A 24,154-nucleotide genomic window follows, 5' to 3' on the forward strand; every position below is an offset into this window, starting at 1 on the left:
CGTCTCTTCTTGTTGTTATACTAAAAGATGCAGTTTTTTCACAAAGGGGTGTGAGTACGATGCCGAAAAAAGGTGGGGCCAAAGTGGTGGCGCGGAATAAGAAGGCTTTCCATGACTATCACATCGAAGATACCTATGAAGCGGGTATCGTGCTCACCGGGACGGAGATCAAATCGATCCGCCAGGGGCGGGTAAATCTGAAGGATAGTTACGCTCTGATCGATAAGGGAGAGATCTACCTCCTCAATATGCATATCAGCCCCTTTGAGCAGGGAAATCGGTTTAATCCGGATCCTACTCGAACTCGGAAGCTGCTTTTGCACAAGGAACAAATCAGCAAGCTGATCGGTTTGACCCAACAGAAAGGACTGACGCTGGTGCCGCTGGATCTGCACCTTCGCAATGGATTTGCCAAGGTTCAGCTGGCCCTGGCTAAAGGGAAAAAGCTGCACGACAAGCGGCAAGCCATCGCTAAGCGGGATGCGGATCGGGAAATACGCCGCGAACTGAAGCATAAAATGATGCGTTAGCTCTTTACATTTGTCACTATACCATGGTATAATGCCATTCGTTAACGATTGCTAGTCCTGTTGATCCTTGGGGGCGTTTTTAGGATTCGACGGGGGCAGATCGAGCGTCGGTAGCGAGCCGAGGGGCTGCGTCCTTCGTTAAAAACGCGGATCGCCAAATGTAACTGGCAAACAACAACCTCAAGCTCTGGCTGCTTAATACAAGTCAGTCAGGATCCGTCTCTCCATCGCCCGTGTGGAGTGTTCGGGTCTCATAACTGAAGCGGGCTAGCTGACCGGAGGTGCTGCCGCCCGGGAAGCGAAAGATAGGCAGCTGGCTCGTCGAAGCGCCTGTCGTCGGGCAGTTCGATGAGTGAGATCTTAATACGGCGACTGCGCTCGGAGAATCCGACGTGGCGATGTCTCCGGACAGCGGTTCGACTCCGCTCGCCTCCACCACATATTCACAAGCATCACTGTGCTGATGTAGCTCAGCTGGCAGAGCACTTCACTCGTAATGAAGGGGTCGGGGGTTCGAATCCCTCCATCAGCACCAAACAACATCGCCTTTCTCTCAAGAAAGGCGATTTTTGTTGGCAGATTTATTATAACTGGACCAAACGGGCATAGTGGTGATATCTTTGTAAAGATGTTTGATCGGCTAGAGAAACATGCGGGCGGGGCCTTCGATGTGAAAAAGGCCACATATCACGGATAAAGCAGTTGGATCGAGGATACAAAAGTGAAAAAGGAGGCCGCAGATGAATCAAGCAAGTACCGCCAGCCATTTACCACCCAAGGAAAAGGCGGCGATGATTGCCGCGTTATTAACGGGTGCTTTCATGGGGATTATCAATGAAACACTGTTAGCAACTGCCCTTCCGACTATTCAGCATGCCTTTTCCATTTCCCAAAGCGAAGTACAGTGGCTGACCACTGCCTTTTTGATGACCAACGGGATTATGATTCCGATTTCGGCGTTTTTGATCGAACGATTTACCACCCGGGGATTATTTCTGACTGCAATCGGCTTATTTGGGACCGGAACGGTGATCGCAGCGGTCGCTCCCACTTTTTACGTGCTTTTGATCGGTCGCATTGTGCAGGCGGCCGGTTCAGGGGTGATGTTGCCCCTATTGATGACGGTCTTATTGGCCGTAATCTCCGTAGAGAAACGTGGGACGACCATGGGAATGATCGGGATCGTGATCGCTTTTGGGCCGGCGATCGGACCCACCCTGTCCGGTTGGCTTCTCCAACATTTCTCCTGGCGTGCTCTCTTTCTCACTGTTATCCCCATTGTGGCGATCACCATGATCGTCGCTGCCCTTTTTTTGCGGAATGTGACGGAGCTCTCGAAGCCGAGAATCGATCTCTTATCGATTCTCCTCTCCACTTTTGGGTTTGGTTCCTTTCTGTACGGGTTCAGCATTGTATCGGAGAGGGGTTGGGGCAATCCGGTCGTTCTCACGGCGATCCTTTTCGGAACTCTTGTCATTGGACTTTTCGTCTGGAGACAACTCTGTTTGAAAACCCCGATGTTGGATTTCCGTGTGTTTCGATTTCCGATCTTTACCCTGGCAATCATGATCACGATGGCCGTCCTGATTTCCTTGATCGGTGCGGAAACCCTGCTCCCGCTGTTTATGCAAAATGTGTTGGGTTACACGCCGCTGGAATCGGGACTGATGCTCCTTCCAGGCGCGGTGGTCATTGGCATTATGTCCCCGATCACCGGTCGTCTGTTTGATCAATATGGCGCCAAATGGCTGGCTTTGATCGGCCTAGCCACTGTAACGGTGACTACTTTTCTGTTTACCGACTTATCCCTTGAAACTTCCTTCACCTATTTAACCCTGATTTACGCTGTGCGCATGCTAGGGCTCTCCCTGTCCTTGATGCCCGTGATGACCTCCGCCCTCAACCAGCTGCCTCCGAAGTGGTATTCCCATGGATCGGCCCTGGCCAACACCCTGCAGCAGATTTCCGCCTCCATCGGAACCGCCGTCCTGGTGACACTGGTGGCTACAGGAACACAATCTTATCAGCCGGATGCTTCCGTTCCACCGGACCTCATCCCGCAGCTGGCCCAGATAACAGGATTTCAATGGGCATTCATGGGGAGTACCGCCCTCGCGGTGATCGCCTTTTTGTTGTCTCTGTTTCTTCCCTCCCCGCAAAAAGAAAAAGCGATCGTTGCTAAAAACCATGGATAAATGATAAAAGAGGACCACGCCATATGTAGGGGCGTGGTTTATTCAATCCTTGCACTACATTTGTTCCTATAGCTCAGTAGGAAATTCGTTCATAGCAAAGGCAGAGTTGAAGGAACCTTAGCGAAGAATACAGCGGAAACGTTGTTTTTATCACAAGTTGGACGAGTGGTGAGTGAAGATGGATGTCGTTTTGATGTTGCTAGTGATTACGATCTTAGGTGTGATCTCTAAAAACGCCACGGTTTGGATTGCAGGTGTGGGACTGTTGGCCCTCCGCCTGTGGCCGGGAAACCAGCCCTTGGCATGGACGGAGCAGTATGGATTGAAGATCGGGGTCATCATTTTGACGATGGGGGTGCTGGCACCGATCGCCTTAGGGAAGATTCCCTGGTCCCTGCTGGTCAATACGATGAAGAGCGCGGCCGGTTTGGCTGCAATTGTCGTCGGGGTTCTTGTGGCTTATCTCGGGGGAAGAGGAGCCACCTTGTTGACCAATCAACCGACGATCGTGACGGGGTTGATGATCGGGACGATCCTGGGGGTTGCCCTGTTTCGCGGCGTACCGGTTGGCCCTTTGATTGCGGCGGGGATTTTGTCCTTGTTTACTCAATTTTTGCGTGGCTGATCCAGCTGGCCTCATTCATCAATAATAGAAGCTGCATTTCAGGTCCTTTCCCTCCTGAGATGCAGCTTGTTTTTTTAATCGCTTCTCAACAGGCATATGTGGAGGTTCTGTGCATGGAACACCAGCCTGCCGCCCATACTAATCTCGGGCAACCCCCCCGCTCATGATGGATGGGGAAGGAGGGATCATTGGGGTGGCTGATCAAGAGGATAAGCAAAAAAGGCGATTTTCCATACGAAGAAAGTTAAGACCTCGGTTGGATAAAGAGGATGTCACCGTTGTCGATACCGATGTGGCGAGAAGAGCGGTTTTAGCTACCGCTATCGGCAATGCTATGGAATGGTTTGATTTCGGTATTTATTCTTACCTGGCTGTGACCATCGGCAAAGTCTTTTTTCCGGAACTGACCGGCGGAGTGCAATTGATCTACACCTTTGCCACCTTTGCCGTCGCCTTTCTCGTCCGTCCCTTGGGCGGCCTGTTTTTCGGGATGTTGGGAGATCGCATCGGCCGGAAAAAGGTGTTGGCCATCACCTTGATCTTGATGGCACTAGCTACTTTAAGTATCGGATTGATTCCCAGTTATGCTTCGATCGGCGCCACGGCGACGATCTTGTTGCTGATTGCCCGCTTGGTGCAAGGATTTTCAACCGGGGGAGAGTATGCCGGGGCGATGACTTTTATCGCCGAATCGACACCGGATAAAAAGCGGGGCGTGATGGCGAGCGGGTTGGAAGTGGGCACACTGGCCGGCTATATCGCCGGAGCCGGTTTGGTCACTTTGCTCACGTTTATGTTGGGAGAAAAAGCCATGGTGGAGTGGGGATGGCGCATCCCCTTTATAATCGCCGCTCCGCTAGGCTTTATCGGTTATTACCTGCGGAACCACCTGGAAGAGACGCCTGCTTTTGAAGCTTTGGAAGAGGCGAGGGAAGAGGAAAGCGACTACGTGTCGATGAAAGAGATCGTTGTCTCTTATTGGAAAACGCTTTTGATCGGCATGATCGTAGTCTTTTTTTACAACGTCGTCAACTACATGGTCTTGTCCTACATGCCTTCCCACTTATCTGCTGTGCTCGGTTATGGAGAGACGAAAGGACTGCTGTTGATCGTCATCGTCATGGTGATCATGATCCCGATCGTTATCCTGATGGGATATTTCGGCGATCGAGTGGGCGCTAAACGGATTGTACAGGCTGGACTGATCGGGTTGATCTTTTTATCAGCTCCTGCCTTCTGGCTGATTGGAAGTGGCGATATTTGGCGCGTCTTTTTAGGGCTGATGTTGCTGGCCGTCTTCTCCTCCACCTTCCAGGGAACCATGCCGTCGTTGTTGCCATCACTCTTTTATACCGAAGTGAGATACGGGGCGCTGGCGATCACCTACAACGTATCAGCTTCCCTGTTTGGCGGCACCACCCCTTTGCTGGTCTCTTGGTTGATCAATGCGACTGACAACCGGAACATGCCGGCCTATTATATGATCTTTGCAGCCGTTGTCGGCATGATTGTGGTCACTTATTTTGTCAAAGATACCTCCGGCAAATCACTGCGTGGTTCGCCGCCAGCGGTGGAGGAGAAGCAGGAAATCAAGGAAGTGTTGGAGGAGCCGGAAGAAGCCCTGTGGTGGCGGGAGGAAAAAGATAAAGGAAATTCATAAACAACTTGTGGTTTGGTCCCGTTTTCTTGCCGAATAGGCGAATGCGGGATCCTTTTTTTTATGGAATCCTTGGGTTGACCGCTTCTAACGAGGAAGATACCCCCTCGACACGCACTCCCTGCAGTCCGGACTGTTTGATCATCCATCACAGAATCGTTGCCAGGAGGGAGTGAGCCGATCTTGAATCCGGCAGAGCACTGAATAACTCCCAAGTCGGCAGCCGCCGGATTTCCCCAAGTTCTTGATCCGGAGCGGAAATGGTACAGAAAACCAGGGTTCCGACCACCGAATCGAAGGTGTGAGCCGGGTAGGGGGAGATTCTCGGCGTCAGCCGCGAGGGTTTGGATGAGGACAGAGGTTTGTTGCGCCTGCTTGCGGACGGGTAGCTTCCCTGGTCCTGGCTTGATAATAAGGGAAATGGATTCCCGTCCCTGAACCGATCTTTAGCACGTCTCTTTTCCAGCTTTTTGCACGTTCCAGGGACAGATAGTTTTTGTCTTAAACTCTTTCTCAAGCCAATATCCTGTGGCTTATTTACGGGGTGCTCTTCATATACATGGGACAAGATGAAGGGGGTGGCTATGATGTCCATCACTATGTGGGCATGGTGGGGAATCGGATTGGGGTTGGTGTTGTGGTTGATCGCTTTATCCTTGACCCGTTCTCCCCGGACACCCAGTGATGGGATGGTATGTTCCATGTCTACGGGAACCGCGACAGGGACCGGAGTGGGCGTCTACCTGCCAGTCGTCTGGCACCACTCTTTTTTCTCGTCGGCGTTGTTTGGTTTTGCCGCGGGGGCGGTGGTTGGATGGTTAATCGGATGGAAAAGCGGGGTGCGAGGCGTACTAGAAGGGACCGTAGCCGGGTGGATGGGAGGGCTCATGGGTGCGATGACGGCAGTGATGGTTCCTGCCCAATCGGGGGTTCTCTTGTTTCGCTTAACCAGTGTACTGGTGGCCGGCGTCCTCTTTATGGTCTTTTTACTCCTGTCCGCCCACAGATCCTCCACAGAAAAAGGGAGCTCTTTATTCAGTCCTCTTTTGTTTTTCGTGGTGATTCTCGGCTTTCTGATGGTCTCCCACTTTCATTCGCCGGCGTCATGGGATCACGGTCCGATGCATGAACAACATGGGGCTGGAGGTTGGTGGGTATAACCCCTCTCAAGCTTGCCTTAAAAGATGCTTGCATCGTGCCTGACCCGGGCGTTTTTCGTTTCCATCTCCATCATTTCGCTTGTCTATGGGATATCAAAGCGGTTCCTTTACCATGCGAACGGAGAATTCCCTTTATGGTATATTACATATAAAGGATTCAATTGAAGGAAGTTATATGGGGAAATGAAGACAACCATGTTGCGAACGCTTGCCGAACCTAACCGATTACAGATGGTCGAGCTCTTGCGTGACGGCCCCCTCTCGGTAGGGGAGATCGCCGAAGAGCTGGGGATCCGCCAACCGCAAGCCTCCAAGCATCTCCGTATACTTAGTGATGCCGGGATTGTGGAAGTCGATGTGGTCGCCAATCGGCGCATTTACAAGTTGCGGTATCTGGCGTTCCAAGAGTTGGACGCATGGTTGGCCTCTTTCCGCCGTCTCTGGGAAGGGAGACTGGACCGCTTGGATGATTATTTGAAGGAACTGCAAAGTAAGGATGGGAAACGTGAAGGCAAGCCGTAAACCAGAGACCAGGGGGGATATGGACATGTTAAATAAAGAAGATTCCAAAATGATTTCTAAAGTAGTGGGCCGTGAGCTAATTTTGGAACGGGTATTCAATGCCCCCCGTGAACTCGTCTTTCAAGCCTTCTCCAAGGCTGAACACCTGAAGCGGTGGTGGTCAACGAAGGGTTGGTCCACCCCCGTATGTGAGGTCGACTTTCGTCCGGGAGGCGTCTGGTTTTACTGCATGAAATGTTCAGATGAAAGCCAGGAAGAATACGGAATGGAATCTTGGGGCAAAGCCGTCTATGAGGATATCAAAGAGCCGGAACGGATTGTTTTTATCGATTCGTTTGCCGATGCAGAGGGGAATATCGTGGAGGAAATGCCCTTGACAAAAATGACGATCACGTTCATCGAGCAAGGCGGGAAACTGAATATGCTTCGAAGGAAGATGTCCAATCAGTGCTGGATATGGGCGTGCTACAGGGTGTGAGCGAAACCTGGGACAAACTGGCCTACCTGTTGGAAAAACTGCAAAACGAGTGATAAATATCCTTTCGTAGCAATAACCACACATCATCAATCATCATGAATGGCAGGGGATACAACGACTTTGCGGGTGGGGTCAGCTTCGTTGATCTTGCCCCTTTTGTCTTTATCCACATATCGGTACGAAGTGGGCTGTAGATCGCTACATGAAGTAGAAACATGAATAGACGTCGCTGAGTGAGACCGCCCCAGCTGCTGTTTTACAAGGTGCCGAACTTCTTGTATATAGCGAGACCCAAAAAATACCCACACCATTCGGTGTGGGTGAAGGCGTTTAATAACGTTCCTTTAACATCTTTTTGATCTGAGGATACAGGTAATGGCTGCCGTTTCGGTCGTGTACATCATTCACCATGGAGATGGTTAAAAGGTCGGGCTCCGATCCTTTTTTACCGGAAATGGTGGCCAGCCAACCCAGCTCCATGGGATCGGGATCGTCATAGCTCTTTTTCAGCTCGGCGGTGCCGGTCTTCATCGCCAGCTCCACCCCGGAGGTTTTCAGATCGTTGCCGGAGCCCCCGGGCGTGGTGACAACCCCTTTCATGATCTCATAGGTTTTGCGGGCGTTTTTTGGGGAGACCACGTTTTCCCGCCATACTTTGGGTTTGACAGAGTCCTGATTTTCTGGCAGCAAGAGCTGGGGTTGCAACATATCTCCATCGTTGGTAAACACGGTAAATACGGAGGACCAGAAGAGGGGGCTGACCTGAAGCTGCCCCTGTCCGTAGGCCGTGTCCGCCAATAAGATTTCACTGTCAAATTTGCCACTGTTGGAGAAGGTGGCGTTTTTTACAGGGAGGGCAAATGGCAGTTTGTCCTCAAACCCGAATTTCTGCAACTGTTTTTTAAAAGTTTCAGGACCGATGTTCAGCCCCACACGGGCGAAGTAGATGTTATCTGACCAGGCCATCGCCTTTTGTAGATCCACCGGCACATCGGGGTGATCTACCCGCCTTACGTAATAACCGCCCCAGGAGGAATCCTTTTGCCATTTACCGGAACGGGTGTCATATGTGGTGCTGGGTTTCAGTTTTCCCGTTTCCAAGCCGATGGCTGCAGTTAACGGCTTCATGGTGGAGCCGGGGGTGTATGTGTGTACGAACCGGTTGGTGATACTGCCTATGTTTTGCTTGTATTCCTTCTCCGAGATCCCCTTGACAAAAGTGTTGGGGTCGTAGGAAGGCATACTGACCGCTCCCAAAACTGCTCCGGTTTTGGGGTGGAGAGCGACGAAGGCGCCCACATCTCCACGGAGGGAGTTATACAGCCGACGTTGCATAGAAAGGTCGATCGTGACCCGGATATCCTTTCCATTTTGGGGAGAGCGGGTGCCGATGACACGTTTCTCTTTCCCATCGGCTCCCGTGATCACGATTCGGATGCCCGGTTTTCCACCGAGGGTTTCCTGCTGATATTTCTCCAGACCAGCTCGGCCCACCACATCTCCTTTTTGGTACCCTTGATCCTTCCATTCCTTCACTTGCTCAGAGGTGAGCGGGTTGACAAAGCCGGTGATGTGGGCGGTCAGACTTCCCTGGGGGTAGTGGCGCTCAGTTTCGTTTCGTATAGAGACGCCCTCAATTTTCAGGGCTTGGTTGATCGCGTCCCTTTTTTCTACCGGCAAGGAGCCTAACTGAACATATTCAAAGGGTTTCGCCTTCTTCATCTTGGCCCGGATTTCTTGGGGTTTGATGTTTAACAGAGAGGAAACCTGTTTCAGGAATGCCTGCCGGTCTTTGATTTCTGCAGGGACGGTGCCGATGATGATCTTTCCCTTATTGACCGCAAGGCCTTTTCCGTCTTTGGTCCGAATCTCTCCACGCAGCCCGGATACGGTTTCAACTTTCACCTGATCGTTTTCCGTCAATCCCGGCAGGATCATGGAGGGCGTCCAATCGACCAGCCATTTTCCTTCTTCGTTTTCGGCCAGTTTTCCTCGGCTGTTAAATTGTATGGGACCGACGGATTTAGAATCGATCGTCGTTTGGTATCGGATCGTAGGAGATTCTTCTTCTCCAGAGTGCATCTTGAACCGGATCTTTTCTTGCTCCAATTTTTTAGCGATATCCTGGTGCTGTTGGATAAACGCTTTTTTGGAGACTTCTTTCCGGTCATTGGGATGCAACAGCTGATACATCTTTTCGTAGTTTCCAGATTCCCAGTGATCCAGATAAGCTTGCATGGTCACTTTAGGGGACTTCTGACCGTAAATGCTTTGGGCGGCCCACAATGTGGTGCCGATGATGGCAGCCAACCCCACGATCGCTGTCGTTCGTCGGGGCAACTTTTCCTTAACGATTTTCTTCGCTGTGCTGATGGTATCCGTCAACAGTTTTTTGCTCATGTTTGCACCTCATATCGAGAGAACCTGATGGGCTGATTTAGTTGTAACATATCCCTTCTCTCAAGACTATTAAACTTTGGTTTTAAATGTGAGAAGAAAAAAATTCCTTCCTGAATTAATATAAAGACTATTTTAAAATAATTGACAAGTGTGACGGGTTTCGATATCATACCAGTACGTATCCGTATCAAAGGAGGGGATTCGACTTGCCCTTTGAACCTTTTACTGCAGAGTGGGCACAGGTGTACAAGGAGAAGTTGAATCAGAATCCGCAGTATCGGCAAGCGGCTAAAACTTGGGAAGGGCCGGTGGTGTTCCAAGTAGAGAAGGATCCCGCTATCGGATTGGAGGAGGATCGCGCCGTCTTTTTGGACCTGTCACAGGGAGAATGTCGTGATGCCCGTGTAGCGACGGAAGAAGATTTACAGGCGGCCGAAGTGATCATCAGCGGAGATACGCAGACGTGGAAGCAAGTGTTTGACCGAAAGCTGGAACCGATCTCCACACTGATGCGCGGCAGGCTGAAATTGGTCAAGGGAAACATGTCGGTATTGTCTGCCTATGTCATGGCTTCGAAGCAATTGTTGGCCTCCGCCTTAGAAGTGGATACGGAGATTCCTGAAGGGCTGGATTGAAAGCGGTTTCCGCAGCTGGATTCTTCAAAGATATATACGAAACGGGGGAAAAATCATGCGCGTCATGCAAACCGTCAGCGAACAGGGTCTGGACCACTCCATGCTTCCCATGCGTCTTTACCACAAGGCGAAGAAGCTGGGAGTGTGGGATCCCAGGGAGATCGACCTGAGTCAGGATCGTGCTGACTGGAATCGGTTTAATGATGTGGAAAAGGAAATGTCCATGCGTTTAAACTCCCTCTTTCTCGGTGGGGAAGAGGCAGTGACCCGAGATTTGCTGCCGCTGATCCAGGTGATCTCCAAGGAGGGCCGTCTGGAAGAGGAGATGTTCTTAACGACCTTTCTTTGGGAAGAAGCCAAGCATGTGGAGATTTTCCGGAGGATGGTGGACGAACTCGGCGTCACTGGAGATTTGTCCGTCTACCACAGTGACAACTACAAGCGAATTTTTTACGAATATTTGCCGGAAGCGATGGATCGCCTGAACCGGGACCCCTCGCCTGAGGCTCAGGCGGAGGCATCCGTGACCTACAACATGATCGTGGAAGGAATGTTGGCGGAGACGGGTTACTATTCCACCTTTATGAGTTTTAAACGGCTCGGGATCATGCCGGGGACCGTTCAAGCCTTTGAGTACCTGAAACGGGATGAGTCCCGCCACATTTGCTACGGGGTCTACCTTTTGTCCCGTTTGATCGCTGAACACGATCATATCTGGGACGTGGTTAATAAACGGATGGAGCTTTTGCTGGAACCGGCGATCGGGGTGGTGCAGGATATCATCGGTGAAGTGGATGAACTGCCCTTCGGGCTGGATAAAGATGAAATGATTCAATACTCCATGAAACAGTTTGGCGCTCGGATGAACGCCTTGGAGCGGGCCCGCAACCTGTCCGTGGAAAAGATCCAGCAAGCGACCGAGGAAGAGCTGGGGGAAGCTCAGTAAAAGTGTCTGCTTACAATCGGTCCGCGGGGGGAGGGAGAATATGGGCGCCATGCCGGCGGAACGGTTAAGCCCTGAAGAGGAAAGGGTTTTTGAGGGGGATAAAGAACACCGGCGGCAGGAGATTGAAATGATGCGTGCCCGCATCACCCGAAGCCGACGATTTCGTGCCATGGTTCGGGTATTTACCAAACATGGCCTCATGCATCTGTTGGACCCGAAAACAGGCCAGTTATTTGGAGGCGTTCGGGGGCGGGAGGATGAAGAACGATTGCGTAATATCGGCCGCCGCCTTCGATTGGCCTTCGAGGAGCTGGGTCCCACCTTTATCAAGTTGGGTCAGGTGCTGGTTACCAGGCAAGAACTTCTTCCAGACCCGGTAACGGCGGAGCTGGCTCAGTTGATGGATGAGGTGCCCCCTGAGCCCTTCTCCCGCATGGCGGTGGTGTTGGATGATGACGGGCCGGAGAGTTTGCAGGCCTTCGAATGGATCGATCCGGAGCCGATCGGCTCCGCATCCTTGGCCCAGGTGTATCGTGCTCGGCTGCAGGATGGGCGGGAGTGTGCGGTGAAAGTGGTCCGGCCGACAGTGGATAAGCTGTTTCAAACAGATATCGCCATCATCCGAAAGATGGCTGGGCGCCTTCACAAACGGTTGCCCCCTCAAGTGGCCCTTTCCGTCGATCTGCCGGGGTTGATCGATGATTACTACAGCAGCTCCGTCGATGAGCTGGATATGCGTTCGGAAGCGAGGAATATGAAGGAACACGCTCGGCTGGGCGAGGAGTTTGAAACGATCGGCGTCCCGGACGTTTATTACGCGTCGAGCCGAGTGTTGGTCATGGAGTTTATCGATGGGTGGAATCTAAAGGAATTTCCTGTGGATTTTTTCACCTTTGAAGAGCGCTTTGAGCGGATGGTAGATTTGGCCCACTATTATGTAAAAACCTTTTCCGAAGGGTATTATCACGCCGATCCCCACGGATCTAATCTGATGGTGGATAAACGAACCAAGAAGATCATCGGGATTGACTGGGGGATGGTCGGTCGGATGGATACCTTGCATACCGAGGCTATCTTTCGCTCTCTGCTTCACATCCGCCTGAATCAGGCGGAGGATGCAGCGGAGTCCGCTCTCGATTTGATCCAACCGACGGCCTACACCGATCCGGTCCGGTTAAAAGATGAGCTTCGCTCCATGTGTATTCATTATGTCAATAGCGAGCAGGGAAGCCGGTTCAACTGGGGACATCTGCTGCTGCAATTGATCCAGATTGGCATGCGTAACCATTGCCGGATACCGACTGGGTTGGCCTTGTGGTCCAAAGGATTTACCGCGGCTGAAGGTACGGCCCGCTGGCTCTGTCCGGAAATCAGTTACCATACGGTGGTGGAGTCGGCAGATGTGCAAATTTTGCGCCGCTGGCTTTCCCGACGGTTTAATTTCCGGGCCAATGCCAGTCTGATTGCCGAAATGGGTAAGTTGGCCGGCACCTTGCCTCGCCGTTTAAACAAGATATTGGAAAAGCTAGCCTGGAACGATCTCAAGGTACCAGTGGAGCATCGGATCCCCGACGAGTCTGCCCGCTTGCTCAATCGTACGGTTAATCGGTTAACCTTGGGTATTTTGGCTGGCGCCTTGTTTGCCGGTTCGGCGATGCTCGTCACTTTTGGCGCGAATGGGATAGACGAAATGCCTTTGATCCGTTGGTTAGGCGAAGGAATGCTGTGGGGATCGGCGGTACTGTCAGTCTATGTCATCTGGCGGGTGATTCGATCCAAGCGGGGCTGATCCAAATAAACAGGGAGAGATGCGGATGGAGCCGAAAAGGATGTCGATGGAGGAAAGGATACAAGCTTTTTATCGGCAGAGCGGGGGTCCTAACAATCCTCAGATCCCTGAGTTGTTGGAGAAACATCTGTTATACGGGAAAGATCACGGGATGGATGGTTACAAGGAAACCTTCGAAGATGCGGTGATGGATACCGTACTCCAGGACCCCAGCCTGCTGCTGTTGTATGAACGGTTCCAAAGATGGAGGCTGAATCGGGATCAAGAGCGTAATCAAAGCCAACAGCTGGAGGAAACCATCAAAGGCTTAGAACGGGAGGTTCGAGAACTAAAAGAGAAGTTGAACCAGAGGGCTTGAAAAATTAGGCTGTAACCTCCTGTCGGAAGCCTATCCACCCGTACTCCTTACTGAATAGGATGACGTTGAACGCTGGGAAAAGGAGGGGTTAAAAATGAGCGGTGGTTATGGATATGGTTTCGGCCTGAGGCGCCTGCTGTTGTATCTGCTGGTGATTGCCACCATCTTTGGACTGGTGGGTGCCATTGGAGGATATTAAAAAAGCGCCTATCGATTGAACGGCAGCGGGTCATAACAAAACTCCATTTTTCCAAAGACCAAGCCGGGGATCCGGCTTGGTCTTTTGCCTTTCAGTCACCTATATCGTTCCGTTTTTGCTGCAGCTTGGCTCGGGCTAACTCATCCTCCAGCTTTCCGATTCCCCGGCTCAGGGCCATCACGGTCAGTTGAGCGAGAGATGCCGCTTCCAGCTCCGGCGTTTTTAATTGTTGAGTTTCCTTCAACAGCTTCCGCAAGCGTTTCAACTCATCGTCGGGGATAACCACTTCGCCTTCCCCCGGTACCTTTACTTTCATTTTCCCTCTCCTTTCCAGAATCTTATCCACCATTATGGATGGTCGCCGGATCATTTTAAACCGTATTTTCTCGTGGAAAAGGGAATAATTGAAAAGAGGAGGAATTGATATGAGGATTCGACATCATATGCCCGTCAATGAAATCTCACGAAACTGGCCGGAAACGAAACCTGTATTGGAAGAGTATGGCATACCCCAGGACACGGATGCCTCTCTGCATGAGGTGTGTTTTGGCATCACATTGAAACGACTGGTAGAAGGTTTAAATGATGCCGTTGATTCCCATGACGGAGAGGATAGATAATCCACGGGGACTGCAAGACATTGGGACAATCACCGGTTCATCTGGCAAGATCCTCGGAAAGATCTTTTTTCCTGATACCGGTTGGTTGTTGCTGGGAATCCCGGAGCAAAGAGCCATCGGTTTCCACCCGCTTGATGAGAGGGCTTTGTACATAACCCTTGATCCGATTCGAGTTTAAGCGGACCTGCACAATATCTGGAAAAATATGATCCACAATTTGAGCGTCCTGTTTTCGATGGAGCGATTTTTTTTGTTCGGCCTTCACCTCTTTGTGAAATTGTACCGTCAGGATCACTTCTTTATTGGAGGAGGGATCAGCACCTTTTTCCCCCCTGGCGAAAGATCTGGCGGCAGGTGTGGAACCATCGGCTTCATCCCTTTGCTGCTCCGCTTTTTTACCTCCGGAGGATCGTGGTTGGTAAGCGGAATAAATCCGATCCGGCGACGGGCCGGGTCGAAACGTTTGCTTGATTTTCTGTTCACGAGCATCCATCGCAAAGGTGACAGTCATCGGCAATCCGAAACTGACGCCGCAAATCATGAGCCCGGTCAGAAATTTTTTTACCATCGTATTACCTCCGCAATTTGATTCCAATGCATACCAAGCCAAGTCCGATTGGTCTCATCGTACGGGATATCGCTTTCATTGCTCAATATCCCGTCAGTACAAAATGGGATGAGACCCTGGATATAGATTCCAAAGAGGGATTCTTCTCAAAAAGAGACGGCGAAAAGGCGGGGCTCCCCGTCCATTAAGGCATCTGTGATATAGGTCATTTTTCGGAAGGCTAAATATCACCCCTTTTTAAAATGGTGTAATTTTCCGGACGGAAAAAGGGGTTTGATTTCGAATAATAGAAATAAGTGAAATATCGCTGGAAGCGTTGTGATGAAATGGAAAATTGGTTGCGAAGGAAGTGGTTTCTGCAAGGCTGTCCTCGCAAGTCTCCTGTCATGACGCTTCGGGAATGAAAGGGTCAGATTCGATGAAATGGTTGAAAATGTTCCTCTTGCTAGTGCTCATCGCGGGGTGCGGGGTGGCAGGATACGGGTTGTATCTGTATGATGCCGCCTTTGACACGGCCAAAGAGATGTATCAACCCGGGCGAGAAAAATCGGATCTCCGCCGGAAGGATGTTTCCGTTGAGGCTGGGGATCCCATCTCCATCTTGGTGATGGGAGTGGATGAACGGCAGGGGGACCGTGGGCGAACCGATGCTATGATGGTGCTGGGGGTCAACCCCCGGAGGGATTCGGTCTTGATGTTTAGCATCCCGCGGGACACCCGGACCCAAATTCCAGGCCATGGACCGGATAAGATTAATCATGCTTACGCATATGGCGGTGTGCCTCTGGCGACGAAGACGGTGGAACAATTTCTCGATGTACCGGTGGACTATTATGTCGAGGTGAATATGAAAGGGTTTGAAAGGGTCGTTAATCAGTTGGGCGGAGTAAACGTACACAATGAATTCGCCTTTCAGTTAGAAGGGTATCAATTTCCCGAGGGGAACTTGCACTTGAATGGAGCTGAGGCGCTCAAATATGCCCGGATGCGCAAAGATGACCCCCGAGGGGATATCGGACGGGGGGAGCGTCAGCAGGAGGTGTTGGCTCAGGTGATGACCCGGGCGAAAAATCCCGTCAACGTGACCCGAATGTCGGACATTTTGCGTAGTCTCGGTGATAATGTAAAAACCAACCTCTCTCCGGATGAGCTGCAGACGATGACCCGGGATTACCGTTCCGCTATTGACCAGATTGAGCACCTGAAGGTGCAGGGGTCCGGGGAGCGTCTCGACGGCGTCTGGTATTACATCGTTTCAGATGAGGAGCGTCAGCGGATTACCCGGGAACTAAATCAGCAACTGGGACTTTTCTAATGAAATGTTTTTATTTTTAAGAAGGCAGAACCCCATATTTGCACCGGGAAGCGAATACAATAGGAGCAGGTGAAGATGGATCCTCATGGGGTGCTAAAGGAGGAAACCGATGTGAATATCCCCATGGTCCCGATGATCATTCTGTGGTGTGCGGCTCTGATGCTAGGTTTCATCCCCACTGAAACCCATGTCCCCCCCTTGGAGAAACCCCTCGCACCGATGGCCGAAGAAAAGTCTCCTGGGAAGTCTACAACCAAAAATCCTGTGGATAAGGACTGGTTTGACCGGAGTGACGCTCATCTGGCGCGCGTTGACGAGGTCCTCCGCCGCTTTCAATACACCTTTCCGGAGTACTCGGAGTATGATCCCGAAGAGGGCCGGCAATTGTTGCGGGACTTGGACGCCCTGCAGGCGGCCATCGAAGGAACGAAACCACCTGATGGACCGGCGGAGCTTACCACCTTTGCCGCGGGTCTCCATGAAGTTCTGTCCGAACGCCTGAACAAGGTCCGGTATATGATTCAACACTACATGTCCGGTGACTGGAGAGCGGCGCAAAAGGCTCGAGAGGAATGGAAAAGGGATCATCGCTTGGAGCGTTGGGTAAAAGATTATCATCAGATGAGAGACCGATACCTCAGTAAAGGAAGCCTGTAATGCAGAGAGCTCCCAGGGGCTCTTTTTTTATGGAGGTTCAAGGGAATCAACACCGGCGAAGGTCTCTTATTGAAAAGGCGACGTTCAAAACGGACCCAAAATGGATTCTGATCCCGAATAATGGTGTAGAAAAGGAAACTTTTTTTAATAAGGAGGAAGACGGTTGAGAAAGATGCCAGTTCGTTTCGTATCTTTGGCTTGGGTGCTGATGTTCGCCCTGACGATGGTCATTCCCCCTTTTCAAGTGGCCGCCGATGACAAAAGGGAGGATCCAGCAAAAGGTCAATATCTAGATGCAGCTGCTAAAAAAGGGGAGGGTGGGAAATACTTGGACGTTGTTGGTGAGCGGCAATACGATCTTGAGGCGGACCATCATTTTATCACCCAGGGAAACATCGAAGATATCGCAGCCCGCATCAAAGCCGGGTTGGTGGGTGAGAAGCTCGAAAACATCGAGGGAAACTGGACCTTCCAGGTGGAGGGGGCAGAGGGGGATGAGGCTATAAAGATCGTTCCCGATCGAGGCGGAAAAGCCAGGGCCGACTTTTCCATCCTCCATGGCCCTTTGACCACCGGCAAGGCTTTTAACATCCACGTGATCTTCGAAGGCAGGGTCAATGGTGAGCGGCAAACCGTACAGGAGACGTACGAATTGAAGGTTCCCGGCACCAAAGCAACCTATGACTTCAATGGCGGCAAAAACACTGTCACCGGCCATTTGAAACAGGCGAAAAAAGCCCATGGGAATTGGGTCATCGGTCTCTATGACCAGGATGGAGACGAAATCACTGACAGGGAATTTACCGATGTCGATGGCCTCAGCCAATCCGCCAACTTTAAAAGCCTGAAACCTGGTGAATATCAGGGAGAAGTTATTTTTGAGGGCACTGTTGACGGCAAAAAATTGACTGTCTGGGACTATGTTCGCTTTACAGTGACGAAAGACGGTGGATACCTCATCTCCGATGGGAAGGATGGGGATCCTGATCACGGATCCCGATAACACCCGATGACAGGATCGAGGATATTATAGGCGGTTCGATGCCCCAGACCGCTGTCTAAGAGACAACCGCCATGTCTACAGCTGCATAAGGAAAGAAGAAGCCACTCTATAAAATGATGCCGTCTCAGCCTGGACTGAGACGGTTTAATCGTATGGGTCATCTTCGACGGTCGCAACGGTGGACTCATTAACGGTCTTAAATGAGATCATATCGCCTCAGGGGTTTTCTTTTATAAAATACTTGCCATTCACCCTTGACTTCTTAGCCTCTATCCTATAAAATAAAAATTGTCGTCATTGGCGCGGGGTGGAGCAGTCGGTAGCTCGTCGGGCTCATAACCCGGAGGTCGCAGGTTCGAGTCCTGCCCCCGCAACCATACATACTCTTTATACTTTTGCTCATGGGGCATTAGCTCAGCTGGGAGAGCGCTACACTGGCAGTGTAGAGGTCAGCGGTTCGAGCCCGCTATGCTCCACCAAAGTACCCCGTCGCATTTGCGACGGGGTTTTCCTTTGGCTAAATGGACGTCGATTTATGAGGGTTCCGATTGATAAAATTTGTCCAGTTTCTCCAGGACGCGGCGCTTACGGTAGAGCATCTGGCCGGCTTCGGCCACTTCTTCGATGGTGGATTTATTGATCCAGGCACCGAAGAGGAGGCCGGCTACGGGAACCAGTTGGAAAAGTTTCTTCCATCCGAAATTGTCCCGGTAGGTAGCGAGCACTTCGCGCCAGCCCTGAATTTGGGAGATCGCTTCCCGTTCCGTTTCACCTTGGGGGCCGACGGACAAGTTTTTTAAGATGGATTGTTTGCCTACATAATCAGCCGAGGCGAATTGCAGGCATTGGACGATGAAGATCCGTTCCTGTTTTTCCCGAGGGTTATAGCCGTAGGCCAGTGCCATCTCTTGGATTGTTTTGAGGGAGAGGCCCAGTAGGACGGGAATGTCGATGGCTAGGGTGAACACACCGCCGATACCGGTAGTGGCGCCCTGGTATTTGGCGATTTCTATCCGTGATTCTTTCAACTGGTCTGATGTTCGGTTTAAGATGGCCAAAGGGAGATCTTGGATTCGGGAGAAGGCGAGGGAACCGGGGGCGAGTCCCGCTTCCCGGGCCAGTTGATCCAGTACTCGTTGTTCGTTGATCAAATATTGACCGCCGGTTTGGATGTAGGCGCCCAGTTCGTCAAGCGCTTGGCCGATTTTGTCTTGCACCAGCTTCGGTGTGATCCGGTCCAGCAGGGCGAAGGGATAGCGGCCAATCTTTTCCCAAAACCACAAGTCCTTCTGTTCTTCTTCCCACCGTTCAATCATGCGCAGTTCGATCATGAGCTGTTCTTTGGAATGCTCTGTGTATGGCGTCTGCAGAGGGACCACCTCATTTGTGGGTTATTCGTTGCCCCCGACAGGAGAACGGGTCGCCCGCCACCTGAAAAGGTTGGCGCTTGTAACCAGTATAGCTTGTTCCCGGTGGGTTGGACAAAGGTTTTCGACTCCCTTTCACCGCGGCAGGGCGAATACAAACTTTTGGTGGAACATTCGGAAAAATAGGTGCAAAGAAAAATTCATGCCAAACCTTCCCGGGGGTGTTTTTTCGTTTTGGAGGCGGGGCGGTATTTGGGCAGCTCCGCCTCCTCTTTCAGATACCAGATCCCGGTCAGGGCCAAAGTTCCGACAACAAAAACAAGAATACCTACATCCAATGCGGTCACGGGGATCAACACCTTTCGGCCTTTTGTCTTAAAGGTAACACATCCTTTAGGGTGGTTTTTTAAGGCAATGTTAAACCCTGCTTTATTTATTGTTTCAAACAAAATTGTGACAAAATCGACAGCGTATTTCCCGGGTAATGGATGCAACAAAAAACGTTCCGGCGATGCTGGTGGGGGAAGCGGGTCTATACATTCACTCGGTTGCGGCTGGGTGGAGCTATAATCCAAAATGGTGTCGATTGATCTCGGTCTCCGTCGGGCAGGTTGCAGCTGTCGATTTCCGCCAGCACGTCGGTTTTTGCAGATTCACGAATCGCCTCCATAGGTTCCGGCGTCTTGCCCTCCATAAGCACTCCAGTTAAGATGGGGAGGGTGACCACGAGACTTTCGAGGTTAAAATGGAAGGTTCCGAAAGGCTGCGATTTCCGTGGGTATGATAAACAACTGAAGAAGCAAGATAGAAACGGGAGCCAAAGGAGGTTGCATGGACGTGTTTAAGAAATGGTTTGGAAAAAAGGATCCCAACGTAGTTATCGCGGCGCCTATTAAAGGGAAAGTCGTTTCGTTGAATGAGGTGCCTGATCCGGTTTTTTCCGATAAGATGATGGGAGACGGCGTCGCGATCCAGCCGGAGGAGGGCATGGTTTACGCTCCGGTCGACGGTGAGATCGCCCAGATGTTTCACACTGGACATGCCGTCGGGATTCGTACCAAGGAAGGGGTAGAAGTGTTGATCCATATCGGTCTGGAAACCGTTTCCTTGGAAGGGGAAGGCTTTACCACCAAAGTGGAGCAGGGGGACCGTGTCAAAACCGGCCAACCCTTGATCCAGTTCTCTTTGGATACAGTCAAGGAAAAGGCGAAAAGTACGATTACGCCGGTTGTAGTTACCAATATGGATCTGGTGGACAGCCTGGCTCCGAAACTTTCCGAGCAAGTAGATGTTGAGGAGCCGGTGATGGAAGTGAAACTGAAAAAATAAGTTGACAAAAAGGGATGGCCCCGATTGGGGCCATTTGTCGTTCTGGGATTTTAGGATTGGACTGGTTCTTGTTTTCCGCTGTCCTCCGTCTCTTCATCGGATTTTCTCCGCTCGGCCAGCCATTCTTTCACCAGGTGGATGGCGTAATTTTTCGCTTGGGCTAAGGTGATGCGTGCGGGCAAAGGCGCTTCGTTGGGATCGACCAGCACATCGACGATCACCGGTTTTTTCACCTGGAAGGCGCGATCCAAGGCATCTTTCAGCTCGTCGCGGTTTTCCACCCGGATGCCGACCCCGCCGCAGTCCTCGGCGTAACGGGCAAAGTTCGGGTTGGTCAGGTTGGTTCCAAATTCGGCGTTACCCATGGACTCCTGTTCAAACTTGATCATGGCGATCTTATCGTTATTAAGTACGATCACCACGATGGGGAGGTCGTACTTCACAGCTGTCACGAAGTCAGACATCATCATGGCAAAACCGCCGTCTCCCACTACAGCAACCACTTGTCGGTCCGGATAGGCCAATTGGCCCGCAATCGCACCAGGAAGGCCACAGCCCAGTGTGGCCAACCAACTGGAGACGATAAATTTTTGATCCCGCAGGATGAAGTTGCGCGCCATCCAGACGGTGACGTTGCCCACGTCACAGGAGATGATGGCGTTGTTGTCCAATACGTCCTGCAGGCAGACGGGAACGGTTTGTGGCCGCAACGGGGTTCCCTCTTCCTCCCCCTGTTCCTTCATCAACGTTAGCCAGTTCTTCATTTCCCTCTGATACTTGGTCAAATAGTGGTCATCTTGCTTTTCGGAAAGACGCTTGTTCATCATTTGCAAGGTGTGAGCAGCGTCTCCTGCCACACCCACGTCCACCGGGGTGCGTTTTCCGATCTGGGCCGGGTTGGCGTCGATATGGATCGTGCGGGCTTCCCGAGGGAGGAAGTCGATAAAGGGAAAAGAGGTGCCGATCATCACTAGGGTTTCCGCTTCTCGCATGGCGTAGAAAGCCGGTTTGGTCCCCAAAAGGCCGAGGCCCCCGAGACAATATGGATGGTCGTCGGGAACCACTCCCTTACCCGGCAGGGTGACCACGATCGGCGCTTTTAACTTTTGGGCGAAGGTTAACAGTTCTTCCCGGGCATCACGGGCTCCCTGTCCCGCCAAGATGATCGTCTTCCGTGGTTCGGACAGCAGGGATACAGCTTTATCCACGTCGGATTCCCGGGGAGTCGGTTTAGATGGCGTGAAGAGGGTGCTATTCATCCGAGCGTGACGTTCCACCTCAAACCGGGGGATATCATCGGGAATACTTATATGGGCCACCCTCCGGTGGGTTTGTGCCATCCGAATCGCCTGATTGGTGATGACCGGCAGCTGCTCGGCAGACATGGCTCGCTCATTGTAGATGGCCACATCATCAAAGAGACGGTCCAGGTCTACCTCTTGGAAAAAATTTGTGCCGATCATATCGCTTTCTACCTGTCCAGTGATAGCCAATACCGGTGCGCTGTCCATCTTGGCATCGTAGAGACCGTTCAAGAGATGGATGGCACCCGGGCCGGCGATGGCCATGCAGACGCCCAATTTGCCGGTCAGTTTGGCATAAGCGGCGGCGGCCAAAGCGCCAGCCTCCTCATGTCGGACTTGGATAAACTTGATCTTAGGATGATTGCGAAGGGACTCGATCAGAGAGTTGATGGAATCCCCGGGCATGCCGAAGATGTACTCCACGCCCTCTTCGACTAGAATGTCCATCAGCGCATCTCCCGCTTTTTTGCTCATATATGGACCTCCTCATGATGTCTTTATGGGCAGTGTTTCCTCTTCGCGGCGGAATATGTGATGCTCTCACTTTTCAGTAGATGGAAGATAAAAGGCTGCCGAATGGATCGGCAGCCTGAGGTTTTTATAAGGATTTCAATGCTTCGGTGATAGGGGTGGTCCCGGTTAAAAGATCGAAGGAGCGTCGGAACGACTGCGCTGCTTCCAGGGAGGCGACAATGGTGGCGGCTACATCGGCCCGGGGGATGTCCCCGAAGGTATCCTGATTGCTCGAGATCAACACCGTTCCTTTCCCCGCTTCGTCTGTCAAACGTCCGGGGCGGATGATGGTGTAATTGAGGCCGCTGTTCCGCAGCCGTTCGTCGGCCCGCCCCTTGGCTACTAAGTAGTGTCGGATTTTATCCGGTCCCTGTTCCGGCCGGTCGGCCATCATCGAGCTCACCATGATGAAACGGTTGACGCCTTGGGCCACACCGGCATCGATCGTTTTAAAGGCCCCGTCTAAATCGATCAAAAGGGTTTTGTCCGCCCCGGTATGACCGCCAGAACCTGCGGTGAAGACGATCGCGTTGCATCCGGTCACCGCGTCGTCGATGCTTCGCTCCAAGTCACCCAGCACCACTTCATCGGCGCCCAATTTTACCATGTCCGGCCGCTGCTGTTCATCACGGATCACCGCCCGAACCTGGTGGTCGCTTTTCCCTAACAATTGAACGACCTGTCTTCCGATTTTTCCATTTGCACCGATCACAGCAACATGCATTTGAAACACCCCTTATCCATTGGTCGATCATTCCATCATGACCCACTTTGAAAGATTTCAGACACCAGCTCAAAGGAGCGAAGACGGGCTTGATGGTCGAATATCTGGGCGTTGACGATGATTTCATCCGCATGGGTCTCTTTTACCAAACGATGTAATCCCTCATATACGGTATCGGGAGCTCCGATGACAGAGGTGGATAGCTGCCTCATGACCGCAGCTTTCTCGTACTCATTCCACACCTCGTCCATATTATTCACCGGGGGTTGCAAGGGACCAGGTTGGTTGCGAACGAGACTGACAAATTGCTGTTGCATAGATGTGGCCAACCGGTGAGCTTCCTCCTCGCGATCGGCGGCCACGACGTTGACCCCGATCATGGTATGGGGCTGGTCCAACACGTCCGACGGCTGGAAATGTTCCCGGTAGAGGCGAAGAGCCGGCACCGTATATTCTGGTGAGAAATGGCTGGCAAAGGCGAAGGGCAGGCCGAGCTCGGCGGCTAGTCGCGCGCTAAAGTCGCTGGAACCCAGCAACCAGATGGGAATATTTAATCCTTCACCAGGGATGGCCCGCACACGGCTTTCCCCTGCGAAGTAGCTGCGCAGTTCCGCTAGCAGTTCGGGGAAAAATTGGCCGCTGCTCCTGCCGTCCCGCCGCAGGGCTCGTGCCGTCAATTGATCCGTTCCAGGGGCGCGGCCGAGGCCCAGGTCAACCCGCCCCGGAAACAGCGACTCCAGGGTTCCAAACTGCTCAGCGATGAGCAGAGGAGCGTGATTGGGCAGCATGATGCCGCCGGAACCGACTCGGATCGTTGATGTTTCCGCCGCCACTCGGCCGATCACGACCGAAGTGGCTGCACTGGCGATCCCCGGCATGTTGTGATGTTCCGCTAGCCAGTAGCGGTGATAGCCCCAGCGTTCGGCATGACGGGCCAGATCCAGTGTATTCTGCAAAGATTGAGCCGGTGTGCTCCCTTCAGTGATCGGGGATAGATCGAGAACCGAATAGGGGATTTCCCTGAGAGTTTTGGCGGTCAATTGTCTCCACTTCTTTCTTCATATGTGATCAGCCTTGTGAATCTCGGGATGACAGGGGAAGCGCTTCCCCCCTGCGTTTCCTTTTCACAAGCTTACAAGTCATATTATGAAACATCGAGCCTCGAAATAAAAGGTGAAGCTTTCTCTTCTCTTTTTTTTACCGACATAGAATAGAAGCCCCTCTCATAGGTTCATAATAATACCGAAGGAGGGGATCGGT

The 24,154-nt window shown here is 51.9% G+C and carries 23 protein-coding genes, 3 tRNA genes, 1 other RNA gene and 1 pseudogene; 20 read left to right on the forward strand and 8 right to left on the reverse strand.

The features are described 5' to 3' along the window. The first annotated feature begins 59 nt into the window (after window positions 1–59). The 9 genes and pseudogenes from smpB to BLP91_RS01585 all read left to right on the forward strand — a co-directional run bounded on the left by smpB (window position 60) and on the right by BLP91_RS01585 (window position 7,220). Window positions 60–530 (forward strand): SsrA-binding protein SmpB, encoded by a 471-nt coding sequence (gene smpB, locus BLP91_RS01545; RefSeq protein WP_091565938.1) that lies wholly within the window; start codon window positions 60–62, stop codon window positions 528–530. A 69-nt stretch (window positions 531–599) separates the two neighbouring features. Beyond that, window positions 600–968: a transfer-messenger RNA gene (ssrA, locus tag BLP91_RS01550) on the forward strand. 21 nt (window positions 969–989) lie between these two features. Beyond that, window positions 990–1,065 (forward strand) — tRNA-Thr (locus BLP91_RS01555). Between the two features lie 205 nt (window positions 1,066–1,270). Beyond that, window positions 1,271–2,725 carry an MDR family MFS transporter gene (locus tag BLP91_RS01560; RefSeq protein ID WP_091565940.1) on the forward strand — a complete coding sequence of 485 codons (1,455 nt, stop codon included), beginning with the start codon at window positions 1,271–1,273 and terminating at the stop codon, window positions 2,723–2,725. Window positions 2,726–2,918: 193 nt separating this feature from the next. Next, window positions 2,919–3,350: a DUF441 domain-containing protein gene (locus BLP91_RS01565; protein ID WP_245661982.1), complete on the forward strand. Its 432-nt coding sequence runs from the start codon at window positions 2,919–2,921 to the stop codon at window positions 3,348–3,350. 193 nt (window positions 3,351–3,543) lie between these two features. Beyond that, complete coding sequence (locus tag BLP91_RS01570; RefSeq protein ID WP_245661983.1) at window positions 3,544–5,010, forward strand: MFS transporter; 1,467 nt, start codon at window positions 3,544–3,546, stop codon at window positions 5,008–5,010. 584 nt (window positions 5,011–5,594) lie between these two features. Next, window positions 5,595–6,167 carry a hypothetical protein gene (locus tag BLP91_RS01575; protein WP_091565945.1) on the forward strand — a complete coding sequence of 191 codons (573 nt, stop codon included), beginning with the start codon at window positions 5,595–5,597 and terminating at the stop codon, window positions 6,165–6,167. A gap of 183 nt (window positions 6,168–6,350) precedes the next feature. After that, entirely contained in the window at window positions 6,351–6,689 is a 339-nt protein-coding gene (locus tag BLP91_RS01580; RefSeq protein ID WP_091565948.1) for an ArsR/SmtB family transcription factor, read from the forward strand. A gap of 25 nt (window positions 6,690–6,714) precedes the next feature. Then, a pseudogene (locus tag BLP91_RS01585) lies at window positions 6,715–7,220 on the forward strand (SRPBCC domain-containing protein). Window positions 7,221–7,497: 277 nt separating this feature from the next. Here BLP91_RS01585 and BLP91_RS01590 read toward each other — a convergent pair. Next, window positions 7,498–9,567 (reverse strand): penicillin-binding transpeptidase domain-containing protein, encoded by a 2,070-nt coding sequence (locus BLP91_RS01590; RefSeq protein WP_091565950.1) that lies wholly within the window; start codon window positions 9,565–9,567, stop codon window positions 7,498–7,500. Between the two features lie 206 nt (window positions 9,568–9,773). Between BLP91_RS01590 and BLP91_RS01595 the strand changes: the two genes are divergently transcribed. Genes BLP91_RS01595 through BLP91_RS01610 form a run of 4 tightly spaced genes read left to right on the forward strand, consistent with a single transcriptional unit; the run spans window position 9,774 to window position 13,295 of the window. Next, window positions 9,774–10,202: an SCP2 sterol-binding domain-containing protein gene (locus BLP91_RS01595; RefSeq protein WP_091565953.1), complete on the forward strand. Its 429-nt coding sequence runs from the start codon at window positions 9,774–9,776 to the stop codon at window positions 10,200–10,202. A gap of 55 nt (window positions 10,203–10,257) precedes the next feature. Further along, window positions 10,258–11,148, forward strand: coding sequence for a R2-like ligand-binding oxidase (locus BLP91_RS01600; RefSeq protein WP_091565955.1), 891 nt, complete (start codon window positions 10,258–10,260; stop codon window positions 11,146–11,148). A 40-nt stretch (window positions 11,149–11,188) separates the two neighbouring features. After that, window positions 11,189–12,937 carry an ABC1 kinase family protein gene (locus BLP91_RS01605; protein ID WP_091565958.1) on the forward strand — a complete coding sequence of 583 codons (1,749 nt, stop codon included), beginning with the start codon at window positions 11,189–11,191 and terminating at the stop codon, window positions 12,935–12,937. Between the two features lie 25 nt (window positions 12,938–12,962). Next, the gene (locus BLP91_RS01610; RefSeq protein WP_091565961.1) at window positions 12,963–13,295 is read left to right on the forward strand and encodes a hypothetical protein; all 333 of its coding nucleotides are present in this window, start codon (window positions 12,963–12,965) and stop codon (window positions 13,293–13,295) included. A 290-nt stretch (window positions 13,296–13,585) separates the two neighbouring features. Here the strand turns inward: BLP91_RS01610 and BLP91_RS01615 are convergent, their stop codons facing one another. Further along, window positions 13,586–13,810 carry a hypothetical protein gene (locus tag BLP91_RS01615; protein ID WP_091565963.1) on the reverse strand — a complete coding sequence of 75 codons (225 nt, stop codon included), beginning with the start codon at window positions 13,808–13,810 and terminating at the stop codon, window positions 13,586–13,588. A gap of 109 nt (window positions 13,811–13,919) precedes the next feature. Between BLP91_RS01615 and BLP91_RS01620 the strand changes: the two genes are divergently transcribed. Continuing rightward, the gene (locus BLP91_RS01620; RefSeq protein ID WP_091565966.1) at window positions 13,920–14,114 is read left to right on the forward strand and encodes a hypothetical protein; all 195 of its coding nucleotides are present in this window, start codon (window positions 13,920–13,922) and stop codon (window positions 14,112–14,114) included. 37 nt (window positions 14,115–14,151) lie between these two features. Here the strand turns inward: BLP91_RS01620 and BLP91_RS01625 are convergent, their stop codons facing one another. Beyond that, a complete protein-coding gene (locus tag BLP91_RS01625; RefSeq protein ID WP_091565969.1) occupies window positions 14,152–14,682 on the reverse strand; it encodes a hypothetical protein in 531 nt (176 codons plus the stop codon). 418 nt (window positions 14,683–15,100) lie between these two features. Between BLP91_RS01625 and BLP91_RS01630 the strand changes: the two genes are divergently transcribed. The 5 genes from BLP91_RS01630 to BLP91_RS01650 all read left to right on the forward strand — a co-directional run bounded on the left by BLP91_RS01630 (window position 15,101) and on the right by BLP91_RS01650 (window position 18,136). Continuing rightward, window positions 15,101–15,997: an LCP family glycopolymer transferase gene (locus BLP91_RS01630; protein WP_091565971.1), complete on the forward strand. Its 897-nt coding sequence runs from the start codon at window positions 15,101–15,103 to the stop codon at window positions 15,995–15,997. 75 nt (window positions 15,998–16,072) lie between these two features. Continuing rightward, entirely contained in the window at window positions 16,073–16,654 is a 582-nt protein-coding gene (locus BLP91_RS01635; protein ID WP_091565975.1) for a hypothetical protein, read from the forward strand. Between the two features lie 163 nt (window positions 16,655–16,817). After that, window positions 16,818–17,657: a hypothetical protein gene (locus tag BLP91_RS01640; RefSeq protein WP_091565978.1), complete on the forward strand. Its 840-nt coding sequence runs from the start codon at window positions 16,818–16,820 to the stop codon at window positions 17,655–17,657. 301 nt (window positions 17,658–17,958) lie between these two features. Further along, window positions 17,959–18,034 (forward strand) — tRNA-Met (locus BLP91_RS01645). Window positions 18,035–18,060: 26 nt separating this feature from the next. Next, window positions 18,061–18,136: transfer RNA gene (locus tag BLP91_RS01650), tRNA-Ala, on the forward strand. 54 nt (window positions 18,137–18,190) lie between these two features. Here the strand turns inward: BLP91_RS01650 and BLP91_RS01655 are convergent. Together BLP91_RS01655 and BLP91_RS16535 are read right to left on the reverse strand one after the other, a co-directional pair. Next, window positions 18,191–18,988 (reverse strand): EcsC family protein, encoded by a 798-nt coding sequence (locus BLP91_RS01655; RefSeq protein ID WP_091566335.1) that lies wholly within the window; start codon window positions 18,986–18,988, stop codon window positions 18,191–18,193. Window positions 18,989–19,224: 236 nt separating this feature from the next. Then, a complete protein-coding gene (locus BLP91_RS16535) occupies window positions 19,225–19,371 on the reverse strand; it encodes a hypothetical protein (protein ID WP_176757756.1) in 147 nt (48 codons plus the stop codon). Between the two features lie 490 nt (window positions 19,372–19,861). Between BLP91_RS16535 and BLP91_RS01660 the strand changes: the two genes are divergently transcribed. After that, complete coding sequence (locus tag BLP91_RS01660) at window positions 19,862–20,353, forward strand: PTS sugar transporter subunit IIA (RefSeq protein WP_176757757.1); 492 nt, start codon at window positions 19,862–19,864, stop codon at window positions 20,351–20,353. 50 nt (window positions 20,354–20,403) lie between these two features. Here BLP91_RS01660 and BLP91_RS01665 read toward each other — a convergent pair whose 3' ends face one another. The 3 genes from BLP91_RS01665 to BLP91_RS01675 all read right to left on the reverse strand — a co-directional run bounded on the left by BLP91_RS01665 (window position 20,404) and on the right by BLP91_RS01675 (window position 23,934). Beyond that, window positions 20,404–22,131 carry a pyruvate oxidase gene (locus BLP91_RS01665; RefSeq protein ID WP_091565983.1) on the reverse strand — a complete coding sequence of 576 codons (1,728 nt, stop codon included), beginning with the start codon at window positions 22,129–22,131 and terminating at the stop codon, window positions 20,404–20,406. 124 nt (window positions 22,132–22,255) lie between these two features. Further along, window positions 22,256–22,894: an SDR family oxidoreductase gene (locus BLP91_RS01670; protein ID WP_091565986.1), complete on the reverse strand. Its 639-nt coding sequence runs from the start codon at window positions 22,892–22,894 to the stop codon at window positions 22,256–22,258. Window positions 22,895–22,929: 35 nt separating this feature from the next. Further along, window positions 22,930–23,934, reverse strand: a complete 1,005-nt coding sequence (locus BLP91_RS01675) for an LLM class flavin-dependent oxidoreductase (RefSeq protein ID WP_091565988.1) — start codon at window positions 23,932–23,934, stop codon at window positions 22,930–22,932. Between the last annotated feature and the right edge of the window lie 220 nt (window positions 23,935–24,154).

Origin of the sequence: Melghirimyces thermohalophilus, assembly GCF_900102685.1 — a bacterium.
In the GTDB taxonomy this organism is placed as follows: Bacteria; Bacillota; Bacilli; order Thermoactinomycetales; family DSM-45169; genus Melghirimyces; species Melghirimyces thermohalophilus.